Raw genomic sequence first — 17077 nt, 5'->3', positions numbered from 1 at the left:
ACACCGGCGTTAGCGCAAGGACAAAGAAGCCATGCCCGAGGCAGAAAACATCGTCCGCATCAAGAACATCAACGTGATCTATGGCGGCCATCACGCCGTGAAAAACGTCTCGCTCGACATTACGCGCGGCGAGGTCGTGGCGATCGTCGGACCCAGCGGCGCAGGGAAGAGCACGCTGCTGCGTGCGATCAACATGCTCGAACAGCCGTCATCCGGTACCCTCGAAGTGGGCGCCATCCGGTTTTCGGTCGACCGCAATCTGTCCGCCGGAGAGCTGTTGAGGCTCCGACGTTCCACCGGGATGGTTTTCCAGTCCTTCAACCTGTTTCCGCACATGACCGTGCAGCGCAACATTTCGCTGCCGCAGATGCGGGTTCTGGGGCGCACCAAGGAGCAGGCGGACGCGCGCACCGCCCAATTGCTCGAACGCGTACACCTTACGGACAAGGCGCACTCCTACCCGGCGCGCCTGTCGGGTGGCCAGCAGCAGCGTATCGCGATCGCGCGCGCCCTGGCTCTTGACCCCAAGGTGATGCTCTTCGACGAACCCACGAGCGCCCTGGATCCCGAACTCGGGCTTGAAGTGTTGGCCGTGATGCGCGAGCTCGCCCAGGAAGGCATGACAATGATCATCGTCACGCACGAGATCGCCTTTGCCGCAGACGTCGCCGACCGCGTGATCGTCATGGCCAATGGCGAGATCATCGAGCAGGGTCCGCCTGATGCCGTGATCCGCAACCCGTCGTCGCCGCGCACGCGGCAGTTCTTCCGTGCCGTGGTCGATCGCAGATGATCGACCTGCTGGTTTCACTGCTCAGAGGCGTTCCGGCCACGCTGCTGGTGACCTTCGGCGCTTTCGCAGTCGGGGCCATCGCAGCCGTGCCGCTGGTGCTGATGCGACGGTCCCGGTGGCTCCTTCTAAGCGTGCCGGCGCGCATATACATCGACGTTGTCCGGGGAATCCCGCCGATCGTCTGGCTGTTCATTATCTTCTTCGGATTGGGCAGCGGAGTGATCGTTCTCAGTTCCTATCAGGCTGCCATCCTGGGTATGGGGCTGGTATCAACGGCCTATCTCGCTGAAATCTACAGGGGTGGCTTCCTGGCCCTCTCGAAGGGCCAGCGGGAGGCGTCCACGGCGCTCGGTATGACGCGCCTGGATACGCTGCGCTACATCCTGGCGCCGCAGGTCCTGCGCGTCTCGGTTCCGCCCATGGCGACCTTTCTTGTCAGCCTGCTCAAAGACACGACCGTGGCCTCCACGATCGGTGTCCGCGACGTGATGATGTACGCATCGCAGCAGGCCCAAGGCGGAGGCGGCAGCTTCATGCCGTTCATTTTCGCTGCGCTTCTCTACATCGCGCTGTCGATACCCGTTGTCGTGTTGGCACGCGCCATGGACGAGCGGCTGCGCTCAAGAGGGCAAGCGAAATGAGCGAGATGCTGGCCAACTGGCTGGACTGGTCCCCCCAGCTTTTCCAAGGAGTTCTTGTCAGTCTCCAGTTGGCGGGCCTGGCGCTGCTGTTCGGATTGCCTATCGGTCTCGTTCTTGCGCTTGCCTCCTCCTCTGGAAACAGGCTCGTCCGCTATTTCGCGGTGGTACTGGTCGAGATCGGGCGCGGCGCGCCTGCACTCGTCGTCCTGCAGATGGTCTACTATGGATTGCCTGCTTCGGGGATGACCGTAAGTGCCTTCACCTCTGGCGTGATTGCGTTGGCGCTAACGACAGGCGCCTACACCAGCGAGATCCTTCGGGCCGGTCTGAACGCGGTTCCGCATTGTGAGATCGAGGCGGGCCTGGCGCTCGGCATGACCCGCCGGGACATCCTGCGCTTCGTGGTGGTCCCCCAGGGAATCCTGTTCGCAATACCCGCGCTGATGGGCTTTGCCATTCTCATCTTCCAGGCGACGGCCCTTACATACACGATCGCCATCCCCGAACTTCTGGCGCGCGCCTATCGCGTGGGTGCGGCCACCTACCTCTACCTCGATGTCCTGATCCTGGCGGGCCTGTTCTACCTCGCCATCACCGTCCCGTTCGGGTGGCTGGTCTCGTACACCGAACGTAGGCTGGGCAGCCATCTCGGCTGACCTGCAATCAAAAACCATCAATGTCAGAGGAGAGCAAAGTGAAAAATTGGAGTAAGATCATCTCGGCCGCAGCCATTGCCACGGCCTTGGGTGCCAGCGTCGCGTCCGCACAGGATTGCAAGCCGCAGCATGCTTTCGAAACCGTGTCGGCGGGCAAACTCACCGTCGCGCTCACCAACACCGCTCCGTATTCGCTCGAAAAAGACGGCGGCATCGCGGGTATCGACGGCGATCTCGTGAAGCGTTTTGCCAAGGAGAACTGCCTGGAGATCGCTTATGAGATCTTCACATATCCAGGCGCGGTTTCCGCAGTTCAGTCGCGGCGCGCGGACATCGCGCTTGGCGGCTTCTATCGTACCGCCGCCCGCGCGAAGGTCGTCGCTCTGTCCACGCCGGTCTATCTCGACCAACTGTCCGTCACCTCGACCAACGGCATTGATACCGTCGACGGTCTGCTGGGCAAGAAGGTCGGCACCGTGGAAGGATATCTGTGGGTCCAGGACATGGAGAAGCTCTACGAAGGCTCCAAGACCTATCCGTCGTCGCTGAACCTCGCTCAGGACCTTCATGCCGGTCGTATTGAGGCGGCGCTCGACGGCTTCGGCTCCGCTGTCATTCAGAACGAAGCGCAGAACTACAAGGTGCATGTCCTGAAGCCGGATCCGCGCATCGATGCGACCATGAACCCGTCGCAGACCGCCTTCCTGCTGGACAAGAGCAATGAGGGCTTCGTTAAGGCGGTCGACGCTTCGCTCGATGTCTACCGCAAGAACGGCGCTATCGCCGAAGCGCTCAAGGCTTACGGGCTGGATCCGTCGGCCGCAGATGTCGGTGAAGCCCGCGTCATCGAGTAAGCCGCTGGTATGAAGGGCCGCCCTGCCTGCCCCCGCTTCTAGGAAGAAAACCGGATGCGGGGGGCGGCCTGTACGTTTGCTGCGCGGCTGCGATCCGCGAGCAGAATTCCGTAGTGCACCCCGAGTCTGAGACACGAAAAGGGTAACAGTCCTTCACTAAGGAGAGCTGATGAGGAAAGGAGACCCGTAGTGCAGTACAGCGTACCACAGATCCCTCCGGTCACATAAGGTTACAGCGAGGAACGGTACCGGTTCAGGCTCGTTAGCCCTGCATCCAATCCAATCATGGAGAAAAACGATGCAGGATATTTCCGGCAAGCGCGTCGCCATCCTTGCGACGAATGGTTTTGAACAGTCCGAGCTTGAGGTGCCGCTGAACAAGCTGCGCCAGGCCGGCGCCGAGGTCGAAATCGTGTCGCTCGAAAGCGGCAAGATCAAGGGCTGGGACCACAAGGATTGGGGGCGCGAAGTTCCGGTCGACAAGACCTTGGACGAGGCCCGCGCCGATGCCTACGATGCGATCGTTCTGCCCGGCGGCGTCATCAATCCCGACCTGTTGCGGGTCGAGCGCAAGGCGCTGGATTTCATCAGTTCGTTCTGGACGGCCAACAAGGTCGTCGGCGCGATCTGCCATGCGCCCTGGCTTCTGGTCGAGACCGGGATCATCAAAGCCCGCCGCGTCACATCCTACAAGTCGATCAAGACCGACGTGATCAATGCCGGCGGCCTGTGGCAAGACAGCGAGGTCGTCACCGACCAGGGGCTGGTCACCAGTCGCAATCCCGGCGATCTCGACGCCTTCTGCGACAAGCTCACGGAAGAGATCAGGGAAGGGCGGCACGACAGGCGGGCCGCGGCTTAGCGCCGAACCTTGTTCACCAGCCGCGCCGCGAAGGATCTCGGCATGGTTGTTCAGGCGCTCTTCGCCCCCTCCGCCTTGCGCAGCGACGCCTGATGCATCAGCGACGTCCAGCTGTTGGTCGAGGCAAGGTGGCAGTAGAGCAGGCTGAGCGCGCCTGACTTTCTCAGGTCGAGGAAGGCCTCGTCGCTCAATCTGTTGAAGGCGGCCTCGTCTATCACCTGGAAATCGGTGAGGTTCAGCACCTCGCCTCCTTCCAGCGTCACCTTGCTCTGGCGCGGCGCGAACAGGGCATGCGCGTCGATCTTGTCGACCATCTCGCGGGTCGCCCTGAAGTCGATCTGGAACTGGTTGCAGAAGGCGAGCGCCTGCTTCGTCGCCTCGGTCGCTTCGTTACCGCTGAAGAACGGCAGCACCTTGTCGTCGCGGAACGGCGCCAGCAGCTGGTCGATGACGCGCTCGCTCGCCCGGTCGACGCACAGCGTCAGCCGGCCGGGCTGCTTGGGATCGTCGGCGAGAATGAAGGGATAGCGGCGGACATAGGCGGGGATGTAGTGCGGCCCGGCCCAGTTGCCGTCGGTGTCGACGAACAGGTTCTCGTCCTGGCGCAGGCCGGTGATGATGACGGGCGCCTTGGCGGTGCCGATGAAAACGATCGGGTAGGAGCGCATCGCCGCCGGCATTTCCGAGGCCACCACCGGGATGGCATGCGCCGAGCGGGCGAAGGAGAAATCGCTGCGCGCCGTCAGGCCGAGTGAACCGTGCCGCGCCGGATTGAGCGCCTCGGGCCTGGAATAGAACAGCGGCAAGGCCTCGCCCGCCGTTTCCGTCTTCGCACCGCTGTCAGCCATGTGTCCGTTTTCCTCCTCGCGCCGGCCAACCAGGCCGGCCCGTCCAGCATTGAATTCCCAAAGCGGGGTCTGTTCTTGTCGCGCCGGCCTTGCTTCGAAGCAATCCTGCGCAGGGACAAAGTACTACAGCGTCGCCGGCGCGCATAAAAGGACACGCGCTGCTGTATTTTGGCGTTTGCGCCCTAATCGCCTTGCGGGACGCCCGCAACCATGCCGGCCTATGGACAGCCTGCCGCGAAGCGGCGACAGTGGCATCACATGGCAAAATTCCGGGAAGCCGTGGGAGTCTTCCGTCCGGGATTGCAAGGATACGAGGAGCCGATGTCGCTTCAGCCATCCGGAGGGAACCATGACGGGCTTTGTCGACCGCGAACACGCCGCGCAGCTGATGCAGCGCGCCGGCCTGCAGGCGCTGGTGCTCTCAGCGCCCGAGGCCTTCCACTATGCGACCGGCGTGTCGATCGGACCGGCGGGGCTGTTCCGGCGTGCCGGCGCCGGCTTCGTTGTCATCCCGGCTGGGCAGGACCTGCCGATCGGCGTCGTCGTCGCGGATTTCAACGCGGCGCAGCTGCGGATCGCAGCGCCCGAAGCGGTGGTGCGTTCGCACCCGATCTGGATCGAATCCGCGCCGGTCGAGACGGAAACCCGCGGCCTTCTTCTGGCGGAGCGCATCGAGGCCGGCCTTGTCTCGCTTGCCCGCGCGCCGGATTTCGCGCGCCCCGCCACCTTCGATCTCGCCGGCTCGGTGCGCCAGCTGCAAGCCTTGCTTGCCGAATTCGGACTGGAGCGCGCAACGCTGGGCATCGATCTCGGCTTTGTTCCAGCCGCCGATTTTTCCGCCATGCAGGCGCTGCTGCCGCAGTGCCGGATGATCGACGGCTCGCCGGTGCTGGATCGGCTGCGGGCGATCAAGTCGCAACGCGAGATCGAGCTCTTGCAGCAAGGCATTATCCTGTCTGAAGCAGGGCTGGAGCGGCTGCAGGTCGATGCGATGGCAGGCATGCGCCAGGCCGATCTCGTCGCGCTCTACCGGCAAGGCGTGGCCGCGGCGGCGGCGGGCCTCTCCCATCCGGTCGCGACGGCGGAATATGTGACGCTCGGCGCCCGGGCCAAGGGTGCCGATGCCAAGGCAATGCCCGGCGATCCGCTGAAATGCGACATGGTCTGCACGGTCGGCGGGTATGCGTCCGACATGTCGCGCAACTTCACTTTCGGTCCCGCTTCCGCCGACCAGGTCGAACTGCACGCGATCGCCGAGCGCGCTTTCGAGGACGGGTTGGCGGCACTCGTGCCGGGAAATTCGATCGGCCATGTGCACCGCGTCGCCACCGACAGCCTGGCGCGGCAAGGCCTGCGCTCCTACCGCCGGGGGCATTTCGGCCACGGTGTCGGGCAGTCTGTGTTCTCGGAGCAATGGCCGTTCATTGCGGCCGACAGCGATGTCCTGGTCGAAGCCGGCATGGTGCTGGCCTTCGAGATCCCGCTCTACATCGACGGCCTCGCCAGCTTCAACCTGGAGGACCAGTTCCTGATCACGCCGGATGGGCCAGCCGCGATGAACCGGCTGCCAAGGCGGTTGGAGAGGATAGGATAGCGAGGGCGGGATCGTGACGGTGTCACTGTCAGCGCCCTACGGCGCCCCCCTCTGCCCTGCCGGGCATCTCCCCCTCAAGGGGGGAGATCGATTATCGCTCCCGCTTTCGCCAATTTTCAACGTTGCAAGAACAAGATGAGCCGGCGCCGAAACTTCCAATCTCCCCCCTTGAGGGGGAGATGTCCGGCAGGACAGAGGGGGGCGCCACAGAACTCGGCGATGGGTGCCCTGCCGCGAGCGATTAACCGCTCACCGGCGGCCGCCTGTCCCTCCACGGCATTTCCCGCTCGAGCTGCGCCGACGCGGCCAGCACCGCTGCCTCGTCGCCATAGCGGCCGACAAGCTGCACCCCGATCGGTACGCCGTCTTTCGACCAGCCGAGCGGCAGCGAGATGGCCGGCTGGCCTGAGATGTTGAAGGGGGAGGCGAACGCCGCATCCGTCCATTTGGCGTTGTAGCGGTCGATGTCGGTCTCCGACATATCGTAATAGCCGAACGGACGCGGCAGTTGCGTCAGCGTCGGGGTGATGAAGAGATCGTAGGGCGAAAGGTCGCCGACGATGTCGCGGCCGACCTGCCTGAGCTGCTCGACATCGGAAATGTGCCTGGTGCCGCTGGTCGCACGGCCGCGTTCGATGATCGCCCAGGTCACCGGTTCGACATCATCAGGCGTCACCGGCCGGCCGATCACCGTTTCATGATAGTCGAAGGTCGCCGCCGTCTGTACGCAGGTCATGTTGGTGTAGGTGGCCCACATGGCATCGGCATCGAGCGGCATGTCGTGTTCCTCGACATCATGTCCCAGCCGCTCCAGCGCCGCCACGGTGGCCAGCACGGCCGCCTTCACTTCCGCATCGATGGCCGTGCCGTTGGGCGGGGTGACGGTGAAGCCGATGCGCAGCTTCTTCGGCGCCTGTGCCGACAGGCTGAGCCAGGAGGCGTCGGGGATCGGCGGCGTATAGGGGTCGCCCGGCAAGGCGCCGGCCACCGCGTCGAGATAGGCCGCCGTGTCGCGCACGCTGCGCGAGCAGCACAGGAAGTAGGCGCCGCCATACCAATAGTCGCCGAACGGTGCCAGGCTGACGCGGCCGCGCGACGGCTTCAGCCCGACGATGCCGCAGCAGGAGGCCGGAATGCGGATCGAGCCGGCGCCGTCGCTGGCCTCGGCGATCGGCACCATGCGCGAAGCGACGGCCGCCGCCGCGCCGCCGCTCGAGCCACCTGGCGTGATGCCTTCCTTCCACGGGTTCTTCGTCGTGCCGTAGAGCTTCGGTTCCGTCGTGATCGACCAGCCGTTTTCGGGCGCGTTCGACTTGCCGACCAGCACCAGCCCGGCCGCCTTCATGCGGCGCACGACTTCGGTGTCGAAATCGGCGACGACATCTTTCAGGTAGAGGCAAGAGTTGGTGTTCGGCGCGCCGGTCCAGGACGAGGCCAGTTCCTTGAGCAGGAATGGCACGCCGGCGAAAGGTGCTGATCTGTCGACCGTCTGCGCCTGGGCACGCGCCATGTCGTAGAGGTGATGGATGACCGCGTTCAGCGCCGGGTTGAGCTGCTCGACCAGCGTGATCGCCGCCTCGACCATTTCCGCAGGTGAAATCTCGCCCCGATGCACCAAGTCAGCAAGGTCCAGCGCATCGGAGTTCGCATAGGTTTTCAGCAGGCTGTCGGTGACCATGTCTCTCCTCCCAGTCTTTGCCTCGCGCCGCGCCCGAGCTATCGCTTCGGGCCGACGTTGGCGCCGCCCCTCATCCGCCTGCCGGCACCTTCTCCCCGTCATGACGGGGAGAAGGAAAGCGCTCTGATGCTGGCGACCGCCTCCCGTTCTTCTCGGGAGAGGGCTGAGTGAGGGGCACCGACCTGAAACTGCTGCCCCCAGCAGCGCGCTTGTCTCACGCCAGCTCGACGGTGCGCCCCAATTCGATGCTCTGTTCCGCGGCGAGCACGATGCGCAGGCTGTTGACGGCGGCGTCCATCTGCTCGGTCAAATCGAGATCCTCGCGGATGGCGCGCAGGAAGAAGGCCTGCTCGCGGTCGCAGAGCTCCTGGTGGCCGGGCTCGTCTTCCATGCTGACGATCTCGTCGGGTTTCGAAAAGTTCTTGTCGGCGTCGACCGCCGCATAGTGGATCTTCAGCGCGTCGGTCTTGGTATGGCGGTCGATGTCGGCCGAGTTCGAGACCTCCGCCGCTTCCGCTGCGCTGCTCGCCTGCTGGCCGGCGACGATCGACACCGCGCCCTTCGGCCCCACCACGTCCTTCACGAAATAGGCCGTCTCGCTCATCATCGGGCCCCAGCCTGCCTCGTACCAGCCGACCGAACCGTCATCGAAGGTGACGTGGAGATGGCCGTAATTCTGCTTGTCGGCTTCCGCCCAGAGCTTCGCGCCGATGCCGTGCACGCGCACCGGCCTGGCGCCCGTGAGCTGGCACATGACGTCGACATAGTGCACGCCGCAATCAACGATCGGGATCAGCGAATCGATCAGGTTCTTGTGCCAGTGCCAGGCGCTGCCGCTGCTCTGCTGGTTGAGGTTGAGGCGCATCACCAGCGGCTTGCCCAGCGTCTTGCCGACCTCGATGAATTTTATCCAGGACGGGTGGACGCGCAGGATGTAGCCAAGCACCAGCTTGCGGTTCTTCGCCCGCGCTGCCGCGACGACCTTTTCGGCATCCTCGATGTTGGTGGCGAGCGGCTTTTCCATGAACACGTGGCAGTTGGCCGCTATCGCCTTCAGCGCGTATTCGGCATGGGTGTTGGGCCAGCTGTTGATCGACACGGCGTCCGGCCTGGTCTCCGCAAGCGCCCGGTCGAAACCCTCGTAGAGCGGATAGCCGGCAAGTTCGGCGGGGATTTTCTTGTTGCTCTTGATCGAGCGGCTCATGATGCCGACGATCTCGAAGCCGTCCGAGCGGTGATAGGCGCTGGCATGCGAGGCGCCCATATTGCCGAGACCCACAACCAGCACTTTTATTTTGTCGGCCAATTCAGCCTCCCAATTTTTTGATAGGACCTGGCGAGCTGCTGCCGCGCCTGGGCATCCAGAACAATCACTTCAGGTTGGCGCCGCCCCTCATCCGCCTGCCCTTTCCTCTCCCCTGTCCGGAGGGAGAGGAAAGGAGCCAAGACAGGGCAATGAACGACCTCTTTTGCAGCCCTTACTTCACCGCCGAATCGAACAGATGCGCCTTGATCTTCTCGACATCGAGCGCGGCAAAGCCCTCCGTCAGCTTGACGCCGTCGGCATCGGCCTTGACCTTGGCCTTGTCGAAGTCGTTGGCGGCCGGGATCAGCTCGTTGGTGCAGACGTCCTCGGCCTTCACCGGATTGGTGATCTGGCCGATCTTGTGGATCTCGTCGAAGAAGCCTTGCCAGCTCGCCATGTCGTGCGAGCCCCAGCCGCCGCGCTTGTCCATGTCGCCGCGGAAGACGTTGATCTGCTGCAGGATCGAGGTGGTGCCGAGCTCGGGGCCGAGGTTCTTGGCCAATGTCGGGAACTGCTCGAACACCGCTTCGACCGCCGCGCGCGGGTTCTGGTAGCCGAACTCCAGCCCCATCGCCCAGCCGCGCAGATATTTTTCCAGGAACGCCTTCTTGTCGGGATCTTCGAGATCGGCGGCGCGCACGACGAAGGTGTTGGCCGGCAGCTTGGAATTCTTCACGCCGAGCCAGTATTCGAAGTCGAGGCCCTTGGCGATCCATTCGGCGCGCAGCCCCTCCCACGACAAGGCAGCGTCGCCCTGGCCGCCGGCGAGCGCGGTGCCCCAGGTCGGCCAGCCGGCCTCGACATACTTGACCTTCTTGATGTCGACGCCTTGCGCGGCGAGCAGCGGATCGGTGATCGACTGCCAGGCGGCGGAGCCGAGCAGGATGGTCTTGCCTTCGAGCTTCTTCAGGTCGTTCGTGCCCTCGCCCTTGCGGAAGGCGATGGAGAACGTGTCGCGCGCGCCCATGTGGAACACCGACTTCAGCTTCATGCCGTTCTGGATGGCGAAGGAGAACACGCCGGGCGAGGGAAAGCCCATATCGGCCTGGCCGACATCGACGAACTTCACCGTCGCCGTGCCGTCCGACGGGCCTGGCTGCATGTCGGTGCTGAGCCCGTCGAAATAGCCTGCCTTCTTGGCTGCCCAATAAGGATAGTCGTCGAGCACTTCGAGCGTGCCGCGCGGCGAGATCCAGGTGAATTTTTCATAGGCCGCCGCCCTGGCCTTCAAGCCCGATGCACCGAGCGCGGTGGCGGTCACGACGCCGGCTGCCGTCACCTGCAGGAAGGTGCGGCGGCTGATGCCCGTTCTTGTCGCCGTCTGGAATGAGTTCTGGTCGGTCATGGCATTCCCCTTTTGTTGATTGACCTTCTTGTTGATCGATGGCCTTTCGCCCGCTCCTCGCCCGCTCCGGGGCGTTCATGATCTCGTGCTCAAGCCTCCCAGCTCGCCCATTTCTTGCCGATCAGGAAGAACAGCACGTAGATCAGGATGCCGAGCGTCGACAGGATCAGCACCACGGCGAAGAATTGCGGCATCTGGATCATCGACGAATAGGTGGTGAGCCGGTTGCCGAGGCCGAAGCCGCCGCCGACCATCTCCGCGCCGACTGCGGTCAGCAGGCCGAAGATGGCGCCGATCATCAGCCCGACCAGGATCATAGGCAGCGCCATCGGCGCGCGGATCTTCCAGAATATCTGCAAGGTGCTGGCGCCATAGGAGCGCGCCAGCGCGATCTTGGCGCTGTCGACGCGGCGAAAGCCGGTGGCTGCGTTGATCATCACCATCGGCCCGGCGGCCAGCGCCACCGCGATGATGCGCGGCGTGTAGCCGAAACCGAAGCGAAGGATCAAAAGCGGCACCAGCGCCAGCATCGGCGTGGTGACGAGAAGCAGGATGTAGGGCGCGACGATCTTTTCGGCGAAGGGAAACTGGGTGATGACGGCGGCCAGCACCAGGCCGACGACGGCTCCGATGGCGAAGCCGGAAACCAGCTCGACCAGCGTATAGCCGAGATGCGGCGCAATCAGCGGGAACTCGTCGAACAGCGCGTAGGCGATCGAGCTTGGCGGCGGCATGATGTAGAGCGGCACATGGAACAGGCGCAGCGCCAATTCGATGCCGCCGATTATGATTACGGCGACAGCTATGATCGCCGCCACCTCCTTGCCCGACTTGATGCCGGGGCCGCTGGCGAAGGCCGAGAGATTGGTCAGGCTGACGTCCTGCCCATCGCCGGACTTGGCACCCGATTTGGATTTGGAGAATTCCGGGATGGCGTCGCTCACGGCCTGATCCTCACGATCTCGGCGCTGGCGCGTTCCTGTTCCGGTGCCTTGGGCCTGGCGCGCTCGCCGACGATGTCCATCTTGATCCGGTTGGTGAGGTCGAAAACCTCTTTCGTCGCCATGATCTCCAGCGAGCGCGGCCGCGCGAACGGCACGCGATACTCCCTGGCGACGCGGCCGGGCCGCGCGCTCAGCACCACCACGCGGTCGGAGAGAAAGATTGCTTCCTCGATGCTGTGGGTGATGAAGACGATGGTGGTCTTGGTGTCGAGCCAGATCTCCTCGACGAGACGGTTCATCTCCTCGCGGGTAAAACTGTCGAGCGCGCCGAACGGCTCGTCCATCAAAAGCACGGAGGGTTTTGGCGCCAGCGCCCGCACGATCGCGGCGCGCTGCTGCATGCCGCCCGAAAGCTCGCGCGGGAACTTGCCGCCGAAACCGTCGAGCCCGACGCGGTGGAGCAGATGCGCGATCCATGCGCGGTCTGGTTTCTCGCCCTTGATCTCGAAGGGAAAGCGGATGTTGGCATCGAGATTGCGCCAAGGCAGCAGGTTCGCTTCCTGGAACACGATGCCGATGTCGGGATGCGGCCCGGTGATCTTGACGCCGTCGAGCCGGATCTCGCCGCCGGTCAGGCTGTGCAAGCCCGACATCGACCACAAAAGCGTGGTCTTGCCGCAGCCGGACGGGCCGACGATCGAAACGATTTCATTGGCGTGGACGTCGAGGCTGCAGCGGTCCAGCGCCAGGAGGTCGCCGGATGCGGTGTGATAGATCTTGGTCGCTGCCTGCACACCAAGCTTCGGCGCTGTTGTTTCGCCCGCGTTCATCCGCCCCTCGGAGAGTGCGTCCAATCGACTGCCAAAAATCAGTGTGTAACTATCCTACTTTGGTGTCAAGCGAAGAGCGCGATCGTTCCGTCGTTGAGAGCTGCCTATTCCTCTATATACCTGCTTTCGCTGTCTTTTCTTTATCTTGAAATGCGTGTTGCTTTCCTACATACTCGGGAAAAGTGGCACAACAAGGCGGGCGTTGCAGATGGGCAAAGCCGGGTGACATGCCGCAACGGCACGCAGCAGTTGCAGCGGGGCCGTGCACATGGAACGACAGCGTGCAAGCATGGTAAGAGGTCGACAAGGGACCAGGGAAGGCCACTTCATGACCGAAGCTGACAGCCGGGAAAACCTGATGACGGATGGCGAGGCGGACGGGGGTGAGCCTGTGCGGCGCATTCCCGACATCATCTCGCTGGTCAAGGATACCTATGCCGAACTGCGTCCGGCCGAGCGCCGCGTCGCCGATGTCGTGCTCGACGACGTCAAATACGCGGTCGATGCCTCCAACGCCGCCCTTGCCCAGCGTGCCGGCGTCAGCGAACCGACGGTGACCCGCTTCTGCCGCGCCATCGGCTGCGAGGGCGTGCGTGATTTCAAGCTGAAGCTGGCGCAGAGCCTCGTCGTCGGCGCGCTCTATCTGGACACTTCGCCAGCCAGGGAGAACGACACCGGCATGCCGTTCTGGAACGCGGTGTTCGGCGAAGCGCGGCGGGCGCTGCAGGAGGCCGAGCGGCAGCTCGATCCGGTCCAGCTGCAGAAGGCCGCCGAGCTGATCGCCAAGGCGCGCCAGGTTACGGTGTTCGGACTGGGCGGCAGTTCCTCGGCGCTGGCGCAGGAAACGCAATACCGGCTGTTTCGCTACGGCATATCGATCAGCGCGCAATGCGACCCTTATCTCATGCGCATGACCGCCTCGACCTTGAAGCCCGGCGACCTGGTGATCGCCATTTCGGCGACGGGGCGCACGCGCGAGGTGATCGAGGCGGTCGAACTCGCCAAGCACTACCGCGCCAATGCCATCTGCGTGACGGCGCCCGACACCGAGCTCGCGCGCGTCGGCGACGTCAGGCTGACCGTAGCGGTGCCGGAATATCCCGATACGCTGAAGCCGACGGCATCGCGCTTCGCCTTTTTGGCCATGATCGACCTCATGGCGGTGGCTGCCGCCTACAAGCTCGACGGCTCGGCCCGCGAGACGGTCCGCCGCATCAAATACAATGCCCAGATCCACCGCACCGGCAAGGAGATGGAGCCGCTCGGGGATTAGGAGGCTTTTCCCTTCTCCCCTTGTGGGAGAAGGTGGATCGGCGCGCAGCGCCGAGACGGTTGAGGGGTGGGTGACGGAGTGCCGGCCGTCCCGAGCTGGAGCACCCCTCATCCGACCTCGCTCCGCGAGGCCACCTTCTCCCACAAGGGGAGAAGGGAACACCGGACAGCGCCAACGCGAAAAAGAGGGAAACAAATGCTCGAAATAGCACCATCGCAACAGGCAGCCGCATGGCTCGGCGCTTTCGACAAGGCGCTCGAAGCCGGTGACATAGCGGCCGCGGCCAACCTGTTCGTCGACGATTGCTACTGGCGTGACCTCCTGACCTTCACCTGGAACGTCACCACGATGGAAGGGCGCGAGGCGATCGCCGACATGCTGAAGGCGACGCTGGCAGCGACGCGGCCGGCAAGATGGCAGCTCACCGGCGAAGCCACCTCGGACGAGGGGATAATCGAGGCCTGGTTCACCTTCGAGACCGCCGTGGCCTCGGGCCAGGGCATCATGCGCCTGCGCGACGGCCGCTGCCGGACATTGTTCACGGCAATGACCGACCTGAAAGGATTCGAGGAGCGCAAGGGCGCGACGCGGCCGCTGGGCGTGCGCCACAAGGCCGACCCGGAGCGCGAGACCTGGTCGGAGGCGCGCGCGCGCGAGACCCGCGAGCTCGGCGCTTCCGAGCAGCCCTATTGCCTGGTCATCGGCGGCGGCCAGGGCGGCATCATGCTGGGCGCGCGGCTCAGGCAGCTCGGCGTGCCCTCGATCGTCATCGAGAAGAATGCCCGGCCGGGCGATTCCTGGCGCAAGCGCTACCGCACGCTCGTGCTGCACGATCCGGTCTGGTACGACCATCTGCCTTACATTCCGTTTCCCGACAATTGGCCCGTCTTCACGCCCAAGGACAAGATGGGCGACTGGCTGGAAATGTACACGCGCGTCATGGAACTCAACTATTGGGTGGCCACCAGATGCGTCAGCGCCAGCTATAACGAGGCCGAGAAGGTCTGGACCGTGGTCGTGGACCGCGTCGGCCAGCACATCACGCTGAAGCCCAAGCACATCGTCTTCGCCACCGGCGCCTACGGTCCGGCGCGGCCGATCGACCTGCCGGGCGCCGGTGACTTTAAGGGCGAGCTGCTGCATTCCAGCCAGTATTCCAGCGGCGAGAAGTTCCGCGGCAAAAAGACCGCGGTCATCGGCGCGGCGAGCTCCGGGCACGATGTCTGCGTCGATCTCTGGGAAAGCGGCGCCGAGGTCACCATGATCCAGCGTTCGCCGACGACCGTGGTCAAATCGGACACGCTGATGGAAGTCGGTTTCGAGATCTTTTCGGAGAACGCGCTGGCGCGCGGCATCACCACCGAAAAGGCCGACATGATCGTCGCCTCGACGCCCTTCGCGCTGGTGCCCAAGGGCCAGCGGGCGCTCTACGACGTCATCCGCGCGCGCGATGCGGCTTTTTACGATCGGCTTCGCGCCGCCGGGTTCGCCCTCGACTTCGGCGACGACGAGACAGGCCTGCTGATGAAGGCCTACCGCACCGGCTCCGGCTACTACATCGATGTCGGCGCTTCGGACCTGATCATCGACGGCAAGATCGGCATCCGCAGCGGCGTGGCGATCAAGTCGCTGACGGCGAAAGGCATTCTCTTCGAGGACGGCAGCGAACTTGAAGCCGACGCCATCATCGCCTGCACCGGCTATCAGTCGATGAATGAAACCGTGGCGCAAATCGTCTCGCGCGAGGTCGCCGACAGGGTCGGCCCGTGCTGGGGTCTCGGTTCCGGCGTCAAGGGCGATCCCGGGCCATGGCAGGGCGAATTGCGCAACATGTGGAAACCGACGGCGCAGGAAGGGCTGTGGTTCCACGGCGGCAATCTGGCGCTCTCGCGCTTCTATTCGAAATATGTGGCGCTGCAGATCAAGGCGCGGATGGAGGGGATTGATACGCCGGTTTACGGGGCGGTCAGCAACGCGCGACGGTGAAGCGGAAGCGTTGCTTCGAGGGAAGGTCGACCCCACTCCGTCGAGCTTCGCTCGACACCTCTCCCCCGATCGACGGGGGAGAGGAAGGGCGCGAGCTTATGCCGGGAGGCTCCCTTCCTCTCCCTCCGGAGGGGGGAGAGGTGGCGCTGCGGAGCAGCGACGGAGTGGGGGAAGCCGTTCGCCAAACGCGCCGCCGCGGCAAGACAGGCGGCGCAGTGCTACCGAGATCAATCAATCATGCCGGTGCCCAAAATGCCTGGCCGCGACCTCGACATGCGTATGCCCCACATGCGCCTCGAAACGCTCGGTATCGCCGGCATCGTTCATCGTCTCGTTCGGCCACCAGGCGCCGCCGATGGCGATGCCTTCGCAGACCAGCCGCTGGTCGGCGACCAGCGAGGCGCCGACTGCGTCGATGAAGGTGAAGCGGCCGGAATGCTGCCGCAGCAGCGCGACGTCGCCGGCGGTTCCGACCTTGAGCGTGCCCAGATCAGGCCGCGCGATCGCCTGCGCCGCCGCTTGGGTGGCGGCGCGCAACACCTCGACCAGCGGCATGCCGAGCGCCAGCAGCTTCGACATGCACACCAGTATGTCGAAGGCCGGACCGTCGACGCAGTAGAGATGCACGTCGCTCGAGATGACGTCGGGCGCCAGCCCTTCGGCCAGCATGGCGCGAGCGACCTCGAAGTCGAACGAGCCCATGCCGTGGCCGAGATCGAAGATGACGCCGCGCTCGCGCGCCAGCCGCATGTCGGGCCGCACGGCGCCGGAGGCGAAGACCGGCGCGTTGGGAAACGGCCGGAAGCAATGGGTGAGAATATCGCCCCTGCGCAGGCGCGGCAGCACTTCCGAGCGCCCGGGCGGCGGCTCGTCTATGTGCGCCATCAGCGGCAGACCGGATTTGTCGGCCGCCTCCAGCGCCAGATCGACCGGCGCGATGCCGCTGGTGCCGCCGGCATGCTTGCCGGAGCGGACCTTGACGCCGACGACGACGTCCGCGTGCTCGCGCACCGCCGCCACCACTTCGCGCGGTTCGCAGAGCCTGAGATCGCTGCACTCGCCGACCGAGACGGTCTGCGAGAAGCCGAAAATGCCGGCGAAGGAGATGTTGACATAGGCCAGGATGCGCACCTTCGAGCGCTCCATGACATGACGGCGAAAGCCGAGGAAATTGCCGGCGCCGGCACTGCCGGCATCAATGAAGGTGGTGGTGCCGCTCTTGGCCGCCAGCCGGTCGGCATCGACGCCGAGCGAGGTGCCGCCCCAATAGACGTGGCTGTGCAGGTCGACGAGGCCGGGCGCCACGATGCAGCCCTTGGCATCGATGACGCTGGCCGCGCGGTCGGCGGGAATGTCGGCGTCGATGGCGGCGACGCGGCCATTGGCGATGGCAAGATCGCGCGGCGCGTCGAGCCCGGCCGCCGGATCGATCAGCCGCCCGCCCTTGAACAGAAGATCAAATTGCAT

General features: G+C 64.5%; 15 protein-coding genes. 8 read left to right on the top strand and 7 right to left on the bottom strand.

What is annotated here, in order from left to right; all coding sequences use genetic code 11:
* Nucleotides 1-31: 31 nt before the first annotated feature.
* From FJ959_RS02840 to FJ959_RS02820, 5 genes are all read left to right on the top strand, one after another.
* On the top strand, nt 32-793 hold the full coding sequence (locus tag FJ959_RS02840; protein ID WP_181171867.1) for an amino acid ABC transporter ATP-binding protein: 762 nt from the start codon (nt 32-34) through the stop codon (nt 791-793).
* Nucleotides 790-1434 (top strand): amino acid ABC transporter permease, encoded by a 645-nt coding sequence (locus tag FJ959_RS02835; RefSeq protein WP_140554761.1) that lies wholly within the window; start codon nt 790-792, stop codon nt 1432-1434. The genes FJ959_RS02840 and FJ959_RS02835 overlap by 4 nt, the downstream gene beginning before the upstream one ends.
* Nucleotides 1431-2090: an amino acid ABC transporter permease gene (locus FJ959_RS02830; RefSeq protein WP_140492032.1), complete on the top strand. Its 660-nt coding sequence runs from the start codon at nt 1431-1433 to the stop codon at nt 2088-2090. Before FJ959_RS02835 ends, FJ959_RS02830 begins: the two co-directional genes overlap by 4 nt.
* Nucleotides 2091-2128: 38 nt before the next feature.
* Nucleotides 2129-2944, top strand: coding sequence for a transporter substrate-binding domain-containing protein (locus FJ959_RS02825; RefSeq protein ID WP_181171868.1), 816 nt, complete (start codon nt 2129-2131; stop codon nt 2942-2944).
* 298 nt (nt 2945-3242) lie between these two features.
* A complete protein-coding gene (locus tag FJ959_RS02820; RefSeq protein WP_140559191.1) occupies nt 3243-3806 on the top strand; it encodes a type 1 glutamine amidotransferase domain-containing protein in 564 nt (187 codons plus the stop codon).
* 50 nt (nt 3807-3856) lie between these two features.
* Here the strand turns inward: FJ959_RS02820 and FJ959_RS02815 are convergent, their stop codons facing one another.
* A complete protein-coding gene (locus FJ959_RS02815) occupies nt 3857-4654 on the bottom strand; it encodes a SapC family protein (protein ID WP_140628299.1) in 798 nt (265 codons plus the stop codon).
* A 349-nt stretch (nt 4655-5003) separates the two neighbouring features.
* On the opposite strand from FJ959_RS02815, the gene FJ959_RS02810 reads away from it, so the two are divergent.
* Nucleotides 5004-6248: a Xaa-Pro peptidase family protein gene (locus FJ959_RS02810; protein WP_140563891.1), complete on the top strand. Its 1245-nt coding sequence runs from the start codon at nt 5004-5006 to the stop codon at nt 6246-6248.
* 241 nt (nt 6249-6489) lie between these two features.
* Here the strand turns inward: FJ959_RS02810 and FJ959_RS02800 are convergent, their stop codons facing one another.
* From FJ959_RS02800 to FJ959_RS02780, 5 genes are all read right to left on the bottom strand, one after another.
* Nucleotides 6490-7926, bottom strand: coding sequence for an amidase (locus tag FJ959_RS02800; RefSeq protein WP_140563892.1), 1437 nt, complete (start codon nt 7924-7926; stop codon nt 6490-6492).
* Nucleotides 7927-8140: 214 nt separating this feature from the next.
* Nucleotides 8141-9232, bottom strand: a complete 1092-nt coding sequence (locus FJ959_RS02795; protein WP_140563893.1) for a Gfo/Idh/MocA family oxidoreductase — start codon at nt 9230-9232, stop codon at nt 8141-8143.
* A gap of 172 nt (nt 9233-9404) precedes the next feature.
* Nucleotides 9405-10577 (bottom strand): ABC transporter substrate-binding protein, encoded by a 1173-nt coding sequence (locus tag FJ959_RS02790; RefSeq protein WP_140554766.1) that lies wholly within the window; start codon nt 10575-10577, stop codon nt 9405-9407.
* A gap of 89 nt (nt 10578-10666) precedes the next feature.
* Nucleotides 10667-11521 (bottom strand): ABC transporter permease, encoded by an 855-nt coding sequence (locus FJ959_RS02785; protein WP_140492076.1) that lies wholly within the window; start codon nt 11519-11521, stop codon nt 10667-10669.
* Complete coding sequence (locus FJ959_RS02780; protein WP_140563894.1) at nt 11518-12351, bottom strand: ABC transporter ATP-binding protein; 834 nt, start codon at nt 12349-12351, stop codon at nt 11518-11520. The genes FJ959_RS02785 and FJ959_RS02780 overlap by 4 nt, the downstream gene beginning before the upstream one ends.
* A 328-nt stretch (nt 12352-12679) precedes the next feature.
* On the opposite strand from FJ959_RS02780, the gene FJ959_RS02775 reads away from it, so the two are divergent.
* Nucleotides 12680-13624 carry a MurR/RpiR family transcriptional regulator gene (locus FJ959_RS02775; RefSeq protein WP_140492084.1) on the top strand — a complete coding sequence of 315 codons (945 nt, stop codon included), beginning with the start codon at nt 12680-12682 and terminating at the stop codon, nt 13622-13624.
* Between the two features lie 195 nt (nt 13625-13819).
* Nucleotides 13820-15610: an NAD(P)/FAD-dependent oxidoreductase gene (locus FJ959_RS02770; protein WP_140628297.1), complete on the top strand. Its 1791-nt coding sequence runs from the start codon at nt 13820-13822 to the stop codon at nt 15608-15610.
* 231 nt (nt 15611-15841) lie between these two features.
* Here the strand turns inward: FJ959_RS02770 and FJ959_RS02760 are convergent, their stop codons facing one another.
* Nucleotides 15842-17077 carry an amidohydrolase/deacetylase family metallohydrolase gene (locus FJ959_RS02760; RefSeq protein WP_140628295.1) on the bottom strand — a complete coding sequence of 412 codons (1236 nt, stop codon included), beginning with the start codon at nt 17075-17077 and terminating at the stop codon, nt 15842-15844.

Source organism: Mesorhizobium sp. B2-2-4, from assembly GCF_006442375.1.
Taxonomy (GTDB): domain Bacteria; phylum Pseudomonadota; class Alphaproteobacteria; order Rhizobiales; family Rhizobiaceae; genus Mesorhizobium.
This window is presented reverse-complemented; position numbering and strand designations above follow the sequence as displayed.